Here is a 22,296-nt window from a genome sequence, read left to right on the forward strand (position 1 = left end):
ATAATCATTATCTATTTAAGTATATCCAATCTTGAATTATAGGATTATCTGTAGATCCGTTGTTTTTATATATCAAGTAGAAATAAGTCCCAACTGGTAATAAATCTGAATTGATAAAATCTCTTCTGTTATCTGAAAAACCTTGCCACCATTCTGGCTCCTTGTTTCTATCTCCATTATGTCTGTATCTAAATACTTCATTACCATACCTATTGAAAATTACTATTTCAAAATTTGGATAGATTTTTTCGATATTATTAATTACAAAGCCGTCGTTAGCATTATCTCCATTTGGAGTTATTAATTTTGTTAATACAATATCATCTCTTCTCAATGGATCCGTATTACTATCACTATCGTTTACTTCATCAATAGTGTCTATACCATCCCCATCGTCGTCTGTATCCAAATAGTTTGGTGTTCCGTCTCCATCTGTATCATCATTCTCTGGATCTCCATCAACATTTTCTACATCTTCATCAATTGTTTTAATACTATCACCGTCATCGTCATCGTCTAAATAATTTGGTATTCCATCTCCATCTGTATCGTCATCCTCATTGTCACCATCTATATCTAAATCTTCATCGATTGTTTTAACACCATCTCCATCATCATCTTCTTCCAAATAATTAGGTATTCCATCTCCATCTGTATCGTCATTGGTTGGATCATTGTCATCTGATTGTACATTCTCATCTTGAGTCAGTATTCCATCGTTGTCATCATCGTCATCTAAATAGTTCGGTCTTCCATCTCCATCTGTATCGTCATTGGTCGGATCATTGTCTCTTGACTCTACGTTTTCATCTTTAGTATCAACTCCATCTCCGTCATCATCAACATCTAAATAGTTTGGTATTCCATCACCATCCGTATCGTTATTTAAATTTTTCCAATCTCCTGAAACAGTTACAGCTTCGTCGATATTTTTAACTCCATCATTATCGCAATCTCCGTTAGGATCATCTGCACAGTTATCATCATTGATTGTTCCTGCAGCAATTTGCCCTCCTACTGTTAACACGTACGTCTCGTTTTCTTCATCAATCGCGTCCGTAGTGGTATTAATAGCTATCGTAAAACTTGTCACTCCAGCTGGAATATCAAATTCGCCATTCGTTGCATTGTATGTTACTCCATTACTTAATACAGCATTTGATAAGTCCGTGTCATAATCTGAATTACTTGCCGTTCCATTGGAAAGACTAGCCGCCAAGCTAATTGCTGAGCTACTTGCATTGGTTAAAGTAACAGTATGTGTGATAGCACTTCCTTCTGTTGCTGAACTTGAACTCAAATTAGCAACAGTTGGCGTCGCATCATTATCATTAATCGTTCCTTCTGCATTGTCATCAGTTACCGTTATTGCTGTATTGATTCCTGTAGTCTCTGCTCCTGTAATATTTACGTCAAACACCTCTGTTGGCTCGTTTGTCGTATCATTAACTGTCGGTACCGAGATCGTAGCTGTCGTTGCTCCTGCTGGAATTGTTACTGTTAATGTGGTTGGCTCAGTGTAATCTCCTGGCTCAATTGCACTATCATCATCTACGGTGAACGTTACCTCAATAGCTTCACTACTTGGGTTAGTCAACGTTACTGTAAACTCTGCTGTATCTCCTTCTGTTACAACTGTGTCCGCTATGCTGATTGTTGGTACTCCATCATTATCATTAATCGTTCCTTCTGCATTGTCATCAGTTACCGTTATTGCTGTATTGGTTCCTGTAGTCTCTGCTCCTGTAATATTTACGTCAAACACCTCTGTTGGCTCGTTTGTCGTATCATTAACTGTCGGTACCGAGATCGTAGCTGTCGTTGCTCCTGCTGGAATTGTTACTGTTAATGTGGTTGGCTCAGTGTAATCTCCTGGCTCAATTGCACTATCATCATCTACGGTGAACGTTACCTCAATAGCTTCACTACTTGGGTTAGTCAACGTTACTGTAAACTCTGCTGTATCTCCTTCTGTTACAACTGTGTCCGCTATGCTGATTGTTGGTACTCCATCATTATCATTAATTGTTCCTTCTGCATTGTCATCAGTTACCGTTATTGCTGTATTGGTTCCTGTAGTCTCTGCTCCTGTAATGTTTACGTCAAACACCTCTGTTGGCTCGTTTGTCGTATCATTAACTGTCGGTACCGAGATCGTAGCTGTCGTTGCTCCTGCTGGAATTGTTACTGTTAATGTGGTTGGCTCAGTGTAATCTCCTGGCTCAATTGCACTATCATCATCTACGGTGAACGTTACCTCAATAGCTTCGCTGCTTGGGTTAGTCAACGTTACTGTAAACTCTGCTGTATCTCCTTCTGTTACAACTGTGTCCGCTATGCTGATTGTTGGTACTCCATCATTATCATTAATCGTTCCTTCTGCATTGTCATCAGTTACCGTTATTGCTGTATTGGTTCCTGTAGTCTCTGCTCCTGTAATATTTACGTCAAACACCTCTGTTGGCTCGTTTGTCGTATCATTAACTGTCGGTACCGAGATCGTAGCTGTCGTTGCTCCTGCTGGAATTGTTACTGTTAATGTGGTTGGCTCAGTGTAATCTCCTGGCTCAATTGCACTATCATCATCTACGGTGAACGTTACCTCAATAGCTTCACTACTTGGGTTAGTCAACGTTACTGTAAACTCTGCTGTATCTCCTTCTGTTACAACTGTGTCCGCTATGCTGATTGTTGGTACTCCATCATTATCATTAATTGTTCCTTCTGCATTGTCATCAGTTACCGTTATTGCTGTATTGGTTCCTGTAGTCTCTGCTCCTGTAATGTTTACGTCAAACACCTCTGTTGGCTCGTTTGTCGTATCATTAACTGTCGGTACCGAGATCGTAGCTGTCGTTGCTCCTGCTGGAATTGTTACTGTTAATGTGGTTGGCTCAGTGTAATCTCCTGGCTCAATTGCACTATCATCATCTACGGTGAACGTTACCTCAATAGCTTCACTACTTGGGTTAGTCAACGTTACTGTAAACTCTGCTGTATCTCCTTCTGTTACAACTGTGTCCGCTATGCTGATTGTTGGTACTCCATCATTATCATTAATCGTTCCTTCTGCATTGTCATCAGTTACCGTTATTGCTGTATTGGTTCCTGTAGTCTCTGCTCCTGTAATATTTACGTCAAACACCTCTGTTGGCTCGTTTGTCGTATCATTAACTGTCGGTACCGAGATCGTAGCTGTCGTTGCTCCTGCTGGAATTGTTACTGTTAATGTGGTTGGCTCAGTGTAATCTCCTGGCTCAATTGCACTATCATCATCTACGGTGAACGTTACCTCAATAGCTTCGCTGCTTGGGTTAGTCAACGTTACTGTAAACTCTGCTGTATCTCCTTCTGTTACAACTGTGTCCGCTATGCTGATTGTTGGTACTCCATCATTATCATTAATCGTTCCTTCTGCATTGTCATCAGTTACCGTTATTGCTGTATTGGTTCCTGTAGTCTCTGCTCCTGTAATATTTACGTCAAACACCTCTGTTGGCTCGTTTGTCGTATCATTAACTGTCGGTACCGAGATCGTAGCTGTCGTTGCTCCTGCTGGAATTGTTACTGTTAATGTGGTTGGCTCAGTGTAATCTCCTGGCTCAATTGCACTATCATCATCTACGGTGAACGTTACCTCAATAGCTTCACTACTTGGGTTAGTCAACGTTACTGTAAACTCTGCTGTATCTCCTTCTGTTACAACTGTGTCCGCTATGCTGATTGTAGCTGCATCATTGTCGTTAATGGTATATGTATGAACCGTGTTTGTTCCTAAACTGGCGTTGCTTGGGTTGGATAAGGTTAGAATTACTGTCTCATCAGTCTCATCTAACGCATCATCTATAATACTGGCAATCGTGATATCGCTCGTGGTATCTCCTGCGTTGATCGTAAGGGTTCCGTTCGCTAATGTATAGTCGGTTCCTGATCCTGTCGCGGTTCCTGTAACGGCATAGTCTACGGTTACCGTTTGTCCACTCGCTGCACTTAAGGATACTTCTACATCTGCACTACTTACACTTTCTGCTCCATTGCTGCTCACACTTGTAAAGGCTACACTTGGTGTCGCATCGTTGTCGTTAATGGTATATGTATGAACCGTGTTTGTTCCTAAACTGGCATTGCTTGGGTTGGATAAGGTTAGAATTACTGTCTCATCAGTCTCATCTAACGCATCATCTATAATACTGGCAATCGTGATATCGCTCGTGGTATCTCCTGCGTTGATCGTAAGGGTTCCGTTCGCTAATGTATAGTCGGTTCCTGATCCTGTTGCGGTTCCTGTAACGGCATAGTCTACGGTTACCGTTTGTCCACTCGCTGCACTTAAGGATACTTCTACATCTGCACTACTTACACTTTCTGCTCCATTGCTGCTCACACTTGTAAAGGCTACACTTGGTGTCGCATCGTTGTCGTTAATGGTATATGTATGAACCGTGTTTGTTCCTAAACTGGCGTTGCTTGGGTTGGATAAGGTTAGAATTACTGTCTCATCAGTCTCATCTAACGCATCATCTATAATACTAGAAATCGTGATATCGCTCGTAGTATCTCCTGCGTTGATCGTAAGGGTTCCGTTTGCTAATGTATAGTCGGTTCCTGATCCTGTTGCGGTTCCTGTAACGGCATAGTCTACGGTTACCGTTTGTCCACTCGCTGCACTTAAGGATACTTCTACATCTGCACTACTTACACTTTCTGCTCCATTGCTGCTCACACTTGTAAAGGCTACACTTGGTGTCGCATCGTTGTCGTTAATGGTATATGTATGAACCGTGTTTGTTCCTAAACTGGCATTGCTTGGGTTGGATAAGGTTAGAATTACTGTCTCATCAGTCTCATCTAACGCATCATCTATAATACTGGCAATCGTGATATCGCTCGTGGTATCTCCTGCGTTGATCGTAAGGGTTCCGTTCGCTAATGTATAGTCGGTTCCTGATCCTGTTGCGGTTCCTGTAACGGCATAGTCTACGGTTACCGTTTGTCCACTCGCTGCACTTAAGGATACTTCTACATCTGCACTACTTACACTTTCTGCTCCATTGCTGCTCACACTTGTAAAGGCTACTGTGGTAGCTGCATCGTTGTCGTTAATGGTATATGTATGAACCGTGTTTGTTCCTAAACTGGCGTTGCTTGGGTTGGATAAGGTTAGAATTACTGTCTCATCAGTCTCATCTAACGCATCATCTATAATACTGGCAATCGTGATATCGCTCGTGGTATCTCCTGCGTTGATCGTAAGGGTTCCGTTTGCTAATGTATAGTCGGTTCCTGATCCTGTCGCGGTTCCTGTAACGGCATAGTCTACGGTTACCGTTTGTCCACTCGCTGCACTTAAGGATACTTCTACATCGGCGCTACTTACACTTTCTGCTCCATTGCTACTCACACTTGTAAAGGCTACTGTGGTAGCTGCATCGTTGTCGTTAATGGTATATGTATGAACCGTGTTTGTTCCTAAACTGGCGTTGCTTGGGTTGGATAAGGTTAGAATTACTGTCTCATCAGTCTCATCTAACGCATCATCTATAATACTGGCAATCGTGATATCGCTCGTGGTATCTCCTGCATTGATCGTAAGGGTTCCGTTTGCTAATGTATAGTCGGTTCCTGATCCTGTCGCGGTTCCTGTAACGGCATAGTCTACGGTTACCGTTTGTCCACTCGCTGCACTTAAGGATACTTCTACATCTGCACTACTTACACTTTCTGCTCCATTGCTGCTCACACTTGTAAAGGCTACACTTGGTGTCGCATCGTTGTCGTTAATGGTATATGTATGAACCGTGTTTGTTCCTAAACTGGCATTGCTTGGGTTGGATAAGGTTAGAATTACTGTCTCATCAGTCTCATCTAACGCATCATCTATAATACTGGCAATCGTGATATCGCTCGTGGTATCTCCTGCATTGATCGTAAGGGTTCCGTTTGCTAATGTATAGTCGGTTCCTGATCCTGTTGCGGTTCCTGTAACGGCATAGTCTACGGTTACCGTTTGTCCACTCGCTGCACTTAAGGATACTTCTACATCTGCACTACTTACACTTTCTGCTCCATTGCTACTCACACTTGTAAAGGCTACTGTGGTAGCTGCATCGTTGTCGTTAATGGTATATGTATGAACCGTGTTTGTTCCTAAACTGGCGTTGCTTGGGTTGGATAAGGTTAGAATTACTGTCTCATCAGTCTCATCTAACGCATCATCTATAATACTGGCAATCGTGATATCGCTCGCGGTATCTCCTGCGTTGATCGTAAGGGTTCCGTTTGCTAATGTATAGTCGGTTCCTGATCCTGTCGCGGTTCCTGTAACGGCATAGTCTACGGTTACCGTTTGTCCACTCGCTGCACTTAAGGATACTTCTACATCTGCACTACTTACACTTTCTGCTCCATTGCTGCTCACACTTGTAAAGGCTACACTTGGTGTCGCATCGTTGTCGTTAATGGTATATGTATGAACCGTGTTTGTTCCTAAACTGGCGTTGCTTGGGTTGGATAAGGTTAGAATTACTGTCTCATCAGTCTCATCTAACGCATCATCTATAATACTGGCAATCGTGATATCGCTCGTGGTATCTCCTGCATTGATCGTAAGGGTTCCGTTTGCTAATGTATAGTCGGTTCCTGATCCTGTCGCGGTTCCTGTAACGGCATAGTCTACGGTTACCGTTTGTCCACTCGCTGCACTTAAGGATACTTCTACATCGGCGCTACTTACACTTTCTGCTCCATTGCTGCTCACACTTGTAAAGGCTACACTTGGTGTCGCATCGTTGTCGTTAATGGTATATGTATGAACCGTGTTTGTTCCTAAACTGGCGTTGCTTGGGTTGGATAAGGTTAGAATTACTGTCTCATCAGTCTCATCTAACGCATCATCTATAATACTGGCAATCGTGATATCGCTCGTGGTATCTCCTGCATTGATCGTAAGGGTTCCGTTTGCTAATGTATAGTCGGTTCCTGATCCTGTCGCGGTTCCTGTAACGGCATAGTCTACGGTTACCGTTTGTCCACTCGCTGCACTTAAGGATACTTCTACATCGGCGCTACTTACACTTTCTGCTCCATTGCTACTCACACTTGTAAAGGCTACTGTGGTAGCTGCATCGTTGTCGTTAATGGTATATGTATGAACCGTGTTTGTTCCTAAACTGGCGTTGCTTGGGTTGGATAAGGTTAGAATTACTGTCTCATCAGTCTCATCTAACGCATCATCTATAATACTGGCAATCGTGATATCGCTCGTGGTATCTCCTGCATTGATCGTAAGGGTTCCGTTTGCTAATGTATAGTCGGTTCCTGATCCTGTCGCGGTTCCTGTAACGGCATAGTCTACGGTTACCGTTTGTCCACTCGCTGCACTTAAGGATACTTCTACATCTGCACTACTTACACTTTCTGCTCCATTGCTACTCACACTTGTAAAGGCTACACTTGGTGTCGCATCGTTGTCGTTAATGGTATATGTATGAACCGTGTTTGTTCCTAAACTGGCGTTGCTTGGGTTGGATAAGGTTAGAATTACTGTCTCATCAGTCTCATCTAACGCATCATCTATAATACTGGCAATCGTGATATCGCTCGTAGTATCTCCTGCGTTGATCGTAAGGGTTCCGTTTGCTAATGTATAGTCGGTTCCTGATCCTGTCGCGGTTCCTGTAACGGCATAGTCTACGGTTACCGTTTGTCCACTCGCTGCACTTAAGGATACTTCTACATCTGCACTACTTACACTTTCTGCTCCATTGCTGCTCACACTTGTAAAGGCTACACTTGGTGTCGCATCGTTGTCGTTAATGGTATATGTATGAACCGTGTTTGTTCCTAAACTGGCGTTGCTTGGGTTGGATAAGGTTAGAATTACTGTCTCATCAGTCTCATCTAACGCATCATCTATAATACTGGCAATCGTGATATCGCTCGTGGTATCTCCTGCGTTGATCGTAAGGGTTCCGTTCGCTAATGTATAGTCGGTTCCTGATCCTGTTGCGGTTCCTGTAACGGCATAGTCTACGGTTACCGTTTGTCCACTCGCTGCACTTAAGGATACTTCTACATCTGCACTACTTACACTTTCTGCTCCATTGCTGCTCACACTTGTAAAGGCTACTGTGGTAGCTGCATCGTTGTCGTTAATGGTATATGTATGAACCGTGTTTGTTCCTAAACTGGCGTTGCTTGGGTTGGATAAGGTTAGAATTACTGTCTCATCAGTCTCATCTAACGCATCATCTATAATACTGGCAATCGTGATATCGCTCGTGGTATCTCCTGCGTTGATCGTAAGGGTTCCGTTTGCTAATGTATAGTCGGTTCCTGATCCTGTCGCGGTTCCTGTAACGGCATAGTCTACGGTTACCGTTTGTCCACTCGCTGCACTTAAGGATACTTCTACATCGGCGCTACTTACACTTTCTGCTCCATTGCTACTCACACTTGTAAAGGCTACTGTGGTAGCTGCATCGTTGTCGTTAATGGTATATGTATGAACCGTGTTTGTTCCTAAACTGGCATTGCTTGGGTTGGATAAGGTTAGAATTACTGTCTCATCAGTCTCATCTAACGCATCATCTATAATACTGGCAATCGTGATATCGCTCGTGGTATCTCCTGCATTGATCGTAAGGGTTCCGTTTGCTAATGTATAGTCGGTTCCTGATCCTGTCGCGGTTCCTGTAACGGCATAGTCTACGGTTACCGTTTGTCCACTCGCTGCACTTAAGGATACTTCTACATCTGCACTACTTACACTTTCTGCTCCATTGCTGCTCACACTTGTAAAGGCTACACTTGGTGTCGCATCGTTGTCGTTAATGGTATATGTATGAACCGTGTTTGTTCCTAAACTGGCATTGCTTGGGTTGGATAAGGTTAGAATTACTGTCTCATCAGTCTCATCTAACGCATCATCTATAATACTGGCAATCGTGATATCGCTCGTGGTATCTCCTGCATTGATCGTAAGGGTTCCGTTTGCTAATGTATAGTCGGTTCCTGATCCTGTTGCGGTTCCTGTAACGGCATAGTCTACGGTTACCGTTTGTCCACTCGCTGCACTTAAGGATACTTCTACATCTGCACTACTTACACTTTCTGCTCCATTGCTGCTCACACTTGTAAAGGCTACACTTGGTGTCGCATCGTTGTCGTTAATGGTATATGTATGAACCGTGTTTGTTCCTAAACTGGCGTTGCTTGGGTTGGATAAGGTTAGAATTACTGTCTCATCAGTCTCATCTAACGCATCATCTATAATACTGGCAATCGTGATATCGCTCGTAGTATCTCCTGCGTTGATCGTAAGGGTTCCGTTTGCTAATGTATAGTCGGTTCCTGATCCTGTTGCGGTTCCTGTAACGGCATAGTCTACGGTTACCGTTTGTCCACTCGCTGCACTTAAGGATACTTCTACATCTGCACTACTTACACTTTCTGCTCCATTGCTACTCACACTTGTAAAGGCTACTGTGGTAGCTGCATCGTTGTCGTTAATGGTATATGTATGAACCGTGTTTGTTCCTAAACTGGCGTTGCTTGGGTTGGATAAGGTTAGAATTACTGTCTCATCAGTCTCATCTAACGCATCATCTATAATACTGGCAATCGTGATATCGCTCGTGGTATCTCCTGCGTTGATCGTAAGGGTTCCGTTTGCTAATGTATAGTCGGTTCCTGATCCTGTCGCGGTTCCTGTAACGGCATAGTCTACGGTTACCGTTTGTCCACTCGCTGCACTTAAGGATACTTCTACATCTGCACTACTTACACTTTCTGCTCCATTGCTACTCACACTTGTAAAGGCTACTGTGGTAGCTGCATCGTTGTCGTTAATGGTATATGTATGAACCGTGTTTGTTCCTAAACTGGCGTTGCTTGGGTTGGATAAGGTTAGAATTACTGTCTCATCAGTCTCATCTAACGCATCATCTATAATACTGGCAATCGTGATATCGCTCGTGGTATCTCCTGCGTTGATCGTAAGGGTTCCGTTTGCTAATGTATAGTCGGTTCCTGATCCTGTCGCGGTTCCTGTAACGGCATAGTCTACGGTTACCGTTTGTCCACTCGCTGCACTTAAGGATACTTCTACATCTGCACTACTTACACTTTCTGCTCCATTGCTGCTCACACTTGTAAAGGCTACACTTGGTGTCGCATCGTTGTCGTTAATGGTATATGTATGAACCGTGTTTGTTCCTAAACTGGCGTTGCTTGGGTTGGATAAGGTTAGAATTACTGTCTCATCAGTCTCATCTAACGCATCATCTATAATACTGGCAATCGTGATATCGCTCGTGGTATCTCCTGCGTTGATCGTAAGGGTTCCGTTTGCTAATGTATAGTCGGTTCCTGATCCTGTCGCGGTTCCTGTAACGGCATAGTTTACGGTTACCGTTTGTCCACTCGCTGCACTTAAGGATACTTCTACATCTGCACTACTTACACTTTCTGCTCCATTGCTGCTCACACTTGTAAAGGCTACACTTGGTGTCGCATCGTTGTCGTTAATGGTATATGTATGAACCGTGTTTGTTCCTAAACTGGCGTTGCTTGGGTTGGATAAGGTTAGAATTACTGTCTCATCAGTCTCATCTAACGCATCATCTATAATACTGGCAATCGTGATATCGCTCGTGGTATCTCCTGCGTTGATCGTAAGGGTTCCGTTTGCTAATGTATAGTCGGTTCCTGATCCTGTTGCGGTTCCTGTAACGGCATAGTTTACGGTTACCGTTTGTCCACTCGCTGCACTTAAGGATACTTCTACATCTGCACTACTTACACTTTCTGCTCCATTGCTACTCACACTTGTAAAGGCTACTGTGGTAGCTGCATCGTTGTCGTTAATGGTATATGTATGAACCGTGTTTGTTCCTAAACTGGCGTTGCTTGGGTTGGATAAGGTTAGAATTACTGTCTCATCAGTCTCATCTAACGCATCATCTATAATACTGGCAATCGTGATATCGCTCGTGGTATCTCCTGCGTTGATCGTAAGGGTTCCGTTTGCTAATGTATAGTCGGTTCCTGATCCTGTCGCGGTTCCTGTAACGGCATAGTCTACGGTTACCGTTTGTCCACTCGCTGCACTTAAGGATACTTCTACATCTGCACTACTTACACTTTCTGCTCCATTGCTACTCACACTTGTAAAGGCTACTGTGGTAGCTGCATCGTTGTCGTTAATGGTATATGTATGAACCGTGTTTGTTCCTAAACTGGCGTTGCTTGGGTTGGATAAGGTTAGAATTACTGTCTCATCAGTCTCATCTAACGCATCATCTATAATACTAGCAATCGTGATATCGCTCGCGGTATCTCCTGCATTGATCGTAAGGGTTCCGTTTGCTAATGTATAGTCGGTTCCTGATCCTGTCGCGGTTCCTGTAACGGCATAGTCTACGGTTACCGTTTGTCCACTCGCTGCACTTAAGGATACTTCTACATCTGCACTACTTACACTTTCTGCTCCATTGCTGCTCACACTTGTAAAGGCTACACTTGGTGTCGCATCGTTGTCGTTAATGGTATATGTATGAACCGTGTTTGTTCCTAAACTGGCGTTGCTTGGGTTGGATAAGGTTAGAATTACTGTCTCATCAGTCTCATCTAACGCATCATCTATAATACTAGCAATCGTGATATCGCTCGCGGTATCTCCTGCATTGATCGTAAGGGTTCCGTTTGCTAATGTATAGTCGGTTCCTGATCCTGTCGCGGTTCCTGTAACGGCATAGTCTACGGTTACCGTTTGTCCACTCGCTGCACTTAAGGATACTTCTACATCTGCACTACTTACACTTTCTGCTCCATTGCTGCTCACACTTGTAAAGGCTACACTTGGTGTCGCATCGTTGTCCAAAATGTTTACAGTATCAGTGATATTGGCCCCTGCTACAATTCCTGGTAAACCACTTAAGTCTCCTATAGAAACAATCACTGTTTCCGTAGGTTCATCAATTGTGTCATCTAAAGCATTGATATTGATGGTTCCAGTATTGCTTCCATCAGCAATACTAACTGTGGTAGCAATTGCTGTATAATCGTCACCACTAGTTGCTGTACCTGAAATGGTTACAGGAATACTAATTGTACTACCCGTGCTGTTGATTCCCGCTAAAGTTACTGTAAAAGTTCCATCATCTGTTCCTCCTTCAGTAGCTTCATCATCTGTAGCATCTATCTGAACAGTATTGTTGTTAATTGTTAAAGTTCGTTCTGCAGAAGTTAAGTCTGTACACACACTAGTAGAACTAGTTATGTTTACTCTATATCTATTTGTGGAATTTGAGATAGCGGGACCATTTAAAGAAAGTGAAGCAGTAGTAGCTCCTGAATAAATTCCTCCATCTGTTATATTATTCCAAGAACCAGTTCCTCCGACTTGCTCTTGCCATTGGTACACTAGATTTCCTCCCGTTGCAACTACTGTAAAAGTAGCATCGCTTCCAAAAGTAATTGTTTGGTTACTTGGTTCTGTACCTATAGCACCTATTACCGTAGCTGTTGTAACATTGGTATTTGTTCCTTGTGAGGCTACTACATTGCTATCTTTATCTTGATCTGGAACTCCATTAGCATCTACACTACCCTCATCATCATCTGCTAAGTTATTGCTAGATGTTAAATTGGTATAGTTAGCGTCACCTTCAGTAGCATCATAACAATTATCATTGTCTGAATCTACATCTAAGTAATCTGGAATGTCATCGTTGTCCGAGTCCTGTGGAGCTGCTAAAAATAAGCGAATTACGCTACCTGCACCTGTATTTTCAGTAAAAAATCCTATTTCTTTAGAAGGTTTATTTGCATCCCATACAAACGAATCTGGATTTTGCATAGTGGAGGTTACGTCTCGTTGAACAAAGAAACTGGTTCCTCCATCTAAGGTACCAATCCCATTGGTTAAGCCAGAAATTAAAGTAGCTGTCTGAGTATATGCCTCCGAAGTATATGCTATAATCCCATCTTTATTACCTGGATTTATAGTTCTACCATGAAAACCTCTTATAAAAACTTGGTCAGCATACGTACCTGTTATGGTAAACTTAGTTATGGTTCCATTATTGCTTAAAAATCTGTTTTGGACATTAAGGATTACCCCCGTAGCGGCAATTAATACTTTACCCGAGTTTGCTGGAAAACCAAATTTAGCACTAATATCTACAGGAGCAGCTGTATTAATAGGCCCAGTAACGTTATTAGAACCATCTACATTATCTGGTCTAGGATTTGGAAATAAATCAGCTGGAAATATCTGTTGATAAGACAAGTTTCCTTCAACCGTATCTAAAATACCATCGTTATCATCGTCTAAGTCATCTACGTTGTTAACATTATCGCCATCACTATCGATTGAATCGTTGTTCACAATAACTCCAATTGCTGTATCATCTGTAATAGTACCTGTCGTTGAACTCGTTAATTCTACTGTCAGTTGCTCGTGATTTTCTTCAACAGTATCTGCTGTTGTATTTACGGTTATAGTACCCGTTAGATCTCCTGCATTTATTGTAATTGAGCTATCATTATCTGTGTAATCTCCCGAGGTTGCTGTCCCGTCGTTTGTTGTGAATGGAATCGTGATATTTGTGGTGCTTGGCCCACTTAACGTAACTGTAAAATTTAAAGCATTACCTTCTACAACGGCTGTATCTGCAATTGTAATATTAACGTCATCATTTAGAATAACTCCATCAGCCGTTGCCGTTCCAATAGAGGTATTCACTGGATTGGATAGCGTTACTGTAAAACCTTCATGATTCTCAGATATGGTTTCTCCAAATACATTGATCGTTATCACCTTACTAGTTTCCCCAGCAGCAAAACTTACTGTACCTGATGGAAGAGGTGCACCCGCAAAATCTGCTGCCACGGCAGGATTGGCTCCTGAACCTGTAACCGCAAAATTTGCACTACTCGCGATGTTATCATTCCCTGTTCTGGTTACTGTAAAAGTAAAGGCTGTGTTTCCACTGTTACCTTCTACCTTATTAGCAGAAGTTGCAGCAATAGAAATACTTGAAACAGAAGGATCTCTCCAATCTCTGTCACCTCCTGAATTATCATCATCAGGAAAAGATGCTGGGGTCTGAGCTCCGTTGTCTACATCTAATAAGGCATCATTTGCATCGTAATTATTATCTAACCCATCTGCATCCGAATCACTTCCTGCAAATGTTGTGTTAGCCGTACCGCTTCCGTTGGTATCATAGGCCTCCACAGCATCTAGTACAGAATCATTATCTGAATCTAAATCTCGATAATCTGGCAACGCATCATTAGAACTGTCTGTATTTACTGACCCTCCTGGAACTCCAGATGCAGCTGCATCTGTAATATTGTTAAAAGCATCGTACCTATCATCTACTCCATCGTTATCTGCATCTGTATTTAGCGGAGCTTGATAACCAGCCGTTGTTTGACCTTCAATAATGTCTACGATACCATCATCATCAGCATCTATATCTAAGTAATCAGGACCGTCATTTAAGTTAGAATCAGTGTTTGTTGGAGATAATGGTGTAGATTCATATTCGTTAGGAATACCGTTCCCATTGCTATCCACAAAACCGGTATCATCAGAATTGTATCTACCATCATTGTTATTGGTATCCTTATCTCCGGCTCCTGCCTCTACAATGTCGTATATACCGTCGTTGTCAGAATCTAAATCTAAAAAGTTAGGAATTCCATCACCATCAAAATCGAAAGCTGGTTGAACCGGACCATTTGTTGTGTTAGCAACTGAATTGTTTGGATCTAAGTAATTAAAAATCCCATCACTATCTGCATCAGCATAGGGATTTACTCCTCCAGATTCCTGAGCATTAGTTAAGCCGTCTCCATCACTATCACCATCTAAAGGGTCTAATACCTCATCTCCATCCGCATCTAAAATTGGAGCAGAGTTGATACATAATGCACCGTCATTAGCACTAGTAGTTTCAGTTAACCCTAAATAACCAGACGATGGGCTTGAAGATGTGAAATTTAATATGGCATACAAACCTCCTCCGTTATCTGAAACCAATAAGGTGTTCCCTGCTTCATTATAAAAAGCAGCACCAAATGCGGTTCCTAAACTAGAAGTAATAGCCCCTGTAATTGGCGTAATAGAAACTGTAGGGCTGGCAGGATTAGTATAATTATAATTAATTAATACTCTGGTACCTCCAGCTGTTACCCCTACTCCGTATAAATTACCTCTACCTGGAGTAACTCCGTCTGGGACGAACACTACGTCATTGGCCTCAGGGATCGTAGTCCCCCCAGGAACTGGTGCAAACGTAACCACATTTGTATCTCCAGGAACTGCTTGGCTTGCATTGGTATAGGTTGATACATCTGGTAATCTATAAAACTCTAAATTGTTACTAGGTACTTTGGTAAACCAAAAAGTATCATCATCATCTACATCTCCAGCGAAAGAAAACCCGACTTGATCACCTATTTTAACAGAGGAACCATCATTAGATATTCTAATGATATCACCTGTATTTGCATTTGGCTGTATCACCCTAGCATACATAAAATTATCAGTAGTATTATAACCTAGTGCGTTATAGTTTGTTGCATTAGGAGATACAGACCCGACAGGTGAATAAGTAGCAGTAATTGGATCATATCTATTTAACTGACCGCTCACTACTTGATACAGTGTATTGTCACAATCAAAAAAAGATTGTCCAAAAGTAAATGTAGTTGTTAAAAATAACAGAATAAAAGAAGCTTTTTTACAAACTCTTTTTATAGAAGAAAAAATCATGTTTTTCAAAGTTTAGTTTCCTGAACACAAAACTATAAAAAAAATAACCATTGTTAATAAAAAAAAACAAAATTATACAATAATCTAAAAAAGATCTTAGAATTTATAATTATCTAAAAAACAACTAATCATATTTCTATTATTATCAAAATTAAACATCGGAATCCTATTTAACGCTTTAACGTTTGCCAACTTTTCAACAATTTCTTCCGAAGATTTATTTTCAGCTCCATTGAATACAACCAACGGTTCAAAACCTCTACTACGTAAAATTTCGATAGACATTAATGTATGATTTATACTCCCTAAATAGTTTTTAGACACCAATACCACTTTAGCCTTTGGAGGAATTATATCTAAAATGGTATTTTTATCGTTTAAAGGAACCAACAATCCACCCGCACCTTCAATAATCAACGTATTTTCAGTTTGTGGAGGGATTATTTTATCAATATCGATAACAACATTGTCAATTTTGGCTGCAGCGTGCGGACTCATAGGCTGCGTTAATTCATAGGTAGACTTATAGAATACTGACTCTTTATTTTTGACCATTTTTCTGACTTTATCAGTATCGGTAAAATCTAAGTCTCCAGATTGAATCGGTTTCCAATAGTCAGCTTTTAAAGCCTCAACTAATATTGCAGAAACTACAGTTTTTCCTACATCTGTTGAGATTCCTGTAACAAAATAAACATCATTCATTATAATTAAAATTTATATTTTATTTATTCACATAACCAAAACCAATCATTAGACACTTATTTTTAGCTCGTTTAAGACTTTTTTATTTTTGCACAACCCAACTAAGTGTGATGGTAATAAAAACAAGCTGTAAAGTGTTTTAAAATGAATTTCTATAAATTAGTAACGATAATTGATCGATAAGTCCTAAAATATCATCGTCCGAATTAAATAAATGAAGACATATTCTAATTCGCTCCTTACCTTTAGGAACTGTTGGCGATAAAACTGCTTTTACTATGATTTTGTGCTCTTTTAATTTTTCTTCGATACGCTTGACATTATGATTTCCAGAAAAGACACAACATTGTATAGCACTATTACTTTCCAAAAACAAATGGTCAATTTCTTTCGACTTTACTACATCTTTAAAAAACTGAATTTTATTTTGCAGTAGTTTTGAATATTTTTTTTGCGCTAATTTTTTGTAAGAGGAAATGATGGTAGCTACAGAATGACATGGTAACGCAGTCGTATAAATAAATGATCTTGAGTAATTTATTAAATAATCTTTTAAACGCTCACTACTCAACACAACCGCACCATGACTTCCCATGGCTTTGCCAAAAGTATGCACTCTAGCAAAAACCTTTTCCTGTAAACCTAGATGACATAAAAGGCCTTGCCCATATTCTCCAAAAACACCTGTGGAATGAGCCTCATCAACAATTAACTTTGCATTGTATTTATTACATATATCAACCACTTCTTTTAGCGGACAAGTGTCTCCATCCATAGAGTAAACTCCCTCTACAGAAACGTACAACTGACCTATTGAACTGCTGAATTTATTTAATTTTGCTTCTAAATCTTCTATATTATTATGTTTAAATTTGAAGGATTTGGCTAAACCTAACCTTATTCCATCTCGGATTGAGGCATGAATTAAATCATCGTATAAAACAATATCAGTTTTTTGTAAAATGGATGAAAACAGACCTAAGTTGGCATCATAACCAGAATTATATAGTAAAGCACTGGGGGAGTTATGAAAATCAGCGATTAGTTTTTCTGCCTCGGTATGAAGTGGATGAGTTCCAGAAATTAGTCTAGACCCTGTACTTCCGTGTATATAATTTTCATTTTTTACTAATTCAAGCGCACTCAATTCTATTTCTTTAGATCTCGAGAACCCTAAATAGTCATTAGAATAAAAATCGACACCTTCTTGGTGGTTAGTCAAAACTCTAAAAGAATTATTCTTTTTTCTTTCCTCTACTTTTTTAACCAATGAATTAGGCAATTCTGTCATACCACAAAAATAAAAAACGCTATCTAAATAACTTAGATAGCGTTTCAATTTATTTTGTTGTTGTTTTAATCTATTAAAATAACAACTTTATTGTCTTTCATTTCAACGGTTCCACTCTTTATTTTAAGTGTCAACACTTTATCGTCATCAATACGAGTCACAATTTCTCCATGTAAATCATCTAACTCTAAATGTTCTTGGGTATGAACGTGAATATGAATCAATCCTTTTCCTAAAACAGATACAATAGAAGCGTGATTATTTAACATTTGAAAATCTCCATCTATTCCAGGTACGGATACCGAGTCTACTTCTGATGAAAACAACGATGCTTCTGGTGATACTATTTCTAAATACATAATTTAATCAATTAACAATTAATAACTATCATGATCAATTTGCAATAAGTGGTCAATTAAAGCTCTTCATTAATTGCTCTTTGTAAATTGTTCACTAATGATGATTAAGCCTCAGCTAACATTTTTTCTCCAGCATCAATTGCTTCTTGAATAGATCCTTTTAAGTTAAAAGCAGCTTCTGGATACTTATCCAACTCACCATTCATAATCATATTAAATCCTTTAATCGTATCTTTAATATCTACTAAAACTCCAGGAATTCCTGTAAACTGTTCAGCTACATGGAAAGGCTGAGATAAGAAACGTTGTGCACGACGTGCTCTGTGAACTACTAATTTATCATCTTCGGATAATTCTTCCATTCCTAAGATGGCAATAATATCTTGTAGCTCTTTATAACGTTGAAGCAATTCTTTTACGTTTTGTGCACAGTCATAATGTTCTTTTCCTAAAATGTCAGCTGTTAAAATTCTAGAAGTAGAATCTAATGGATCTACCGCTGGGTAAATACCCAATTCTGCAATTTTACGAGACAATACGGTAGTAGCATCTAAGTGAGCAAACGTTGTTGCTGGTGCAGGATCCGTTAAATCATCCGCAGGTACATATACTGCCTGTACAGATGTAATAGAACCTGTTTTAGTAGAAGTAATACGCTCTTGCATAGCTCCCATTTCAGTTGCCAAAGTTGGTTGGTACCCTACTGCAGATGGCATACGACCTAATAAAGCTGATACCTCAGAACCTGCTTGTGTAAAACGGAAAATATTATCAACAAAGAATAATACATCCTTACCTTGACCATCTCCAGCTCCGTCACGGAAATATTCTGCTATAGTTAATCCTGATAAAGCAACACGAGCACGTGCTCCTGGTGGTTCGTTCATTTGTCCAAAAACGAATGTTACTTTAGATTCTTTCATTTTTTCGTGGTCGATCTTTTCAAGATCCCATCCACCTTCTTCCATTGAATGCTCAAAATCTTTTCCGTAAGAAATAATTCCAGCTTCAATCATTTCACGCATCAAGTCATTACCCTCACGTGTTCTTTCTCCAACTCCTGCAAATACAGATAAACCTCCGTGTCCTTTTGCTATGTTGTTAATCAATTCCTGAATCAATACTGTTTTACCTACTCCGGCACCTCCAAACAATCCAATTTTACCTCCTTTTGCATAAGGCTCAATTAAATCGATTACTTTGATTCCTGTAAATAAAACTTCTGTAGAAACAGATAAGTCTTCAAACCTTGGAGCTTCACGGTGAATTGGTAATCCGTTAGCACCATCTTTTGGTAAATCTTGTAAACCGTCTATTGGATCTCCAGAAACGTTAAATAAACGTCCATAGATATTATTTCCAACAGGAACCTTAATAGGTTCTCCAGTTACCATCACTTCTTGACCTCTTGACAATCCATCAGAAGAATCCATGGCAATACATCTTACTGTATTCTCTCCAATGTGTTGTTCTACCTCTAACACTAATTGGTTACCATTCTTACGGTTGATGATTAAAGAGTCGTAAATTTTTGGAAGCTCAGCCCCAGTTTCGAAAGCAACGTCAATTACTGGTCCAATAATTTGAGCGATTTTACCTGTTGTTTTAGACATTTTTATACTGTTAAAAGAATTTATTTTCTAGTTTTAACTTAAATTATTTCACGAATTTAAGTGTGTGCAAAGATAATTTTTTTATTAATCTCTACAACTCATTTGTTAAAAATTTGAGGGTATTTTTAATTTTCTTTTGGTTTTAAACAAAACGTTCGACATTTCAAAAAATCATTTTAAAAAGCTAGATTATTTTTTTAGGATGTTAAATGTTATCTGAATAGTATTTATAAATTTGCTTAGAAATACTATTTACTTTTGGAAGTAATACACAACTACCATAATTTTCCCGAAAACGTTAAAACGGTTGTAACCATCGGTACTTTTGACGGAGTTCACGTAGGTCATAGAAAAATACTGAGTCAACTTTTTAAGGAATCCAAAGCCAAGGGTGTAAAATCTGTTTTGCTTACTTTTTTTCCTCATCCTAGAATGGTTGTACAATCTAACAATACAATCAAACTCATCAATACAATTAATGAGCGTATTGAGATATTAGGCCAAACAGAATTAGATTATTTAGTGATACAACCTTTTGATAGAAACTTTTCTAATCTATCTGCTTTTGACTTTGTTAGAGATGTTCTAGTTACACAACTTAATGTAAAACAATTGATTGTTGGATACGATCATCGATTTGGAAAAAATAGAGAAGGTGATTTTGAACAGTTAAAGGAATATAGTTATACTTTTGATTTTGGTATTACAGAAATTAAAGCCCAAGACATTAATAACACCGCTGTTAGCTCTACAAAAATTAGAAATGCCTTAGACTCTGGGGAAATTTACATAGCGAACGAATATTTGACTCAACCCTTTTACATGAACGGTATTGTTGTTAAGGGTCAGCAATTGGGTAAAACAATAGGTTTCCCTACTGCAAACATAGAGATACCTGAAGTTTACAAACTCACTCCCAAGAATGGTGTGTATGTGGTTAGAGTAACCTACAGAAATCATTTATTTTACGGAATGTTAAATATTGGGAATAGGCCAACCGTTAACGGAAAAGATAAAACCATAGAAGCCCACCTTTTTAATTTTGATAAGAATATTTATGGGGAAGATATAAAAGTGGAGTTTTTACATTTTTTAAGAGACGAAGAAAAATTTTATTCGGTTGAGCTTTTAAGAGAACAATTAACCAAAGACAAACAAAACAGTTTGGATTACATTTCAAAACACATAAACAAAGTATCTTAATCTATTTGATTGTTTCCGTGTTTCGGTGGAAAGATTAACTTTGTTACAAATAATTACACAGGTATGTTACAAGTCCCTTTTATTAGAGAAAATAAAGAACGTGTGTTAGCCGGATTGGCTAAACGTAATTTTAAAAATGCAGAAGCTATTATTGATGATGTAATAGCAACTGACGAATTAAAAAGAAGTACACAAGCTAAGCTTGATAATGTTTTAGCAACCTCTAATTCTTTAAACAAAGAAATTGGAATGTTGTTTAAGTCAGGAGAAGCTCAAAAGGCAAACTTACTTAAAGAAAAATCTGGTCAGTTAAAAGCTGAATCTAAAGAATTACAAGAACAATTTAATGTTGCAGATGGTAAATTAACGGAACTTTTGTACAACATTCCGAACGTACCTAACGAAATAGTTCCTGCTGGAAATTCTGAAGACGACAACGAAACTATTTTTGAAGAAGGAAGCATTCCTGAGTTAGGGGATAAAAAACTTCCTCACTGGGAATTGGCAAAAAAATATAATTTAATTGATTTTGAATTAGGGAATAAAATCACTGGAGCTGGTTTTCCTGTTTATCGCGGAAAAGGAGCTCGTTTACAACGTGCCTTAATCAATTACTTTTTAGATAAAAACAGTGGTGCAGGATATGAAGAAACTCAAGTGCCTCATTTGGTAAATGAAGCTTCTGGAATGGGGACAGGTCAGTTACCAGACAAAGAAGGACAAATGTACCATGCTACTATTGATGATTTGTACTTAATACCTACAGGAGAAGTTCCTTTGACAAACATTTTTAGAAATGAGCTGATTAAAGAAGATGATTTTCCTATTTGTTTAACAGGCTATACTCCTTGTTTTAGACGTGAAGCAGGTTCCTATGGAGCACACGTACGCGGATTAAATAGATTACACCAGTTTGATAAAGTAGAAATTGTAAGAATTGAGCATCCAGAAAAATCTGCACAGGCCTTGGATGGAATGGTAGACCACGTAAAAGAAATTTTACAAGAATTAAAGCTTCCTTATAGAATTTTAAATCTTTGTGGTGGCGATTTAGGATTTACCTCTACCTTAACTTATGATTTTGAAGTGTTTTCTGCTGGGCAAGATAGATGGTTAGAGATTAGCTCTGTATCTAACTTTGAAACTTTTCAAGCGAACCGTTTAAAACTAAGGTTTAAGAATAGCGAAGGAAAAAGCACAGTGGCACATACTCTAAATGGGAGTTCTTTGGCACTACCAAGAGTATTAGCCGCAATTTTAGAAAATTACCAAACAGAGGATGGTATTAAAATACCTGACGTTTTAGTTCCTTATACTGGATTTGATACCATAAACTAA

The 22,296-nt window shown here is 39.5% G+C and carries 7 protein-coding genes; 2 read left to right on the forward strand and 5 right to left on the reverse strand.

Translation table 11 applies throughout. From position 1 onward, the window contains the following. Positions 1-7 precede the first annotated feature (7 nt). From ACXGQW_RS04405 to atpD, 5 genes are all read right to left on the reverse strand, one after another. Positions 8-15,787 (reverse strand): Calx-beta domain-containing protein, encoded by a 15,780-nt coding sequence (locus ACXGQW_RS04405; RefSeq protein WP_457823885.1) that lies wholly within the window; start codon positions 15,785-15,787, stop codon positions 8-10. Positions 15,788-15,883: 96 nt separating this feature from the next. After that, positions 15,884-16,492 carry a dethiobiotin synthase gene (gene bioD, locus ACXGQW_RS04410; protein WP_457823886.1) on the reverse strand — a complete coding sequence of 203 codons (609 nt, stop codon included), beginning with the start codon at positions 16,490-16,492 and terminating at the stop codon, positions 15,884-15,886. Between the two features lie 139 nt (positions 16,493-16,631). Next, positions 16,632-17,831 carry an aminotransferase class I/II-fold pyridoxal phosphate-dependent enzyme gene (locus ACXGQW_RS04415; protein WP_457823887.1) on the reverse strand — a complete coding sequence of 400 codons (1,200 nt, stop codon included), beginning with the start codon at positions 17,829-17,831 and terminating at the stop codon, positions 16,632-16,634. 17 nt (positions 17,832-17,848) lie between these two features. Continuing rightward, positions 17,849-18,142, reverse strand: coding sequence for a FoF1 ATP synthase subunit delta/epsilon (locus tag ACXGQW_RS04420; RefSeq protein ID WP_457823888.1), 294 nt, complete (start codon positions 18,140-18,142; stop codon positions 17,849-17,851). A 104-nt stretch (positions 18,143-18,246) separates the two neighbouring features. After that, entirely contained in the window at positions 18,247-19,755 is a 1,509-nt protein-coding gene (gene atpD / locus ACXGQW_RS04425) for a F0F1 ATP synthase subunit beta (RefSeq protein WP_457823889.1), read from the reverse strand. A 258-nt stretch (positions 19,756-20,013) separates the two neighbouring features. Between atpD and ACXGQW_RS04430 the strand changes: the two genes are divergently transcribed. Together ACXGQW_RS04430 and serS are read left to right on the forward strand one after the other, a co-directional pair. Further along, positions 20,014-20,958, forward strand: a complete 945-nt coding sequence (locus ACXGQW_RS04430; RefSeq protein ID WP_457823890.1) for a bifunctional riboflavin kinase/FAD synthetase — start codon at positions 20,014-20,016, stop codon at positions 20,956-20,958. 63 nt (positions 20,959-21,021) lie between these two features. Then, a complete protein-coding gene (gene serS, locus ACXGQW_RS04435) occupies positions 21,022-22,296 on the forward strand; it encodes a serine--tRNA ligase (protein WP_457823891.1) in 1,275 nt (424 codons plus the stop codon).

Source organism: Wenyingzhuangia sp. IMCC45533 (assembly GCF_054111225.1).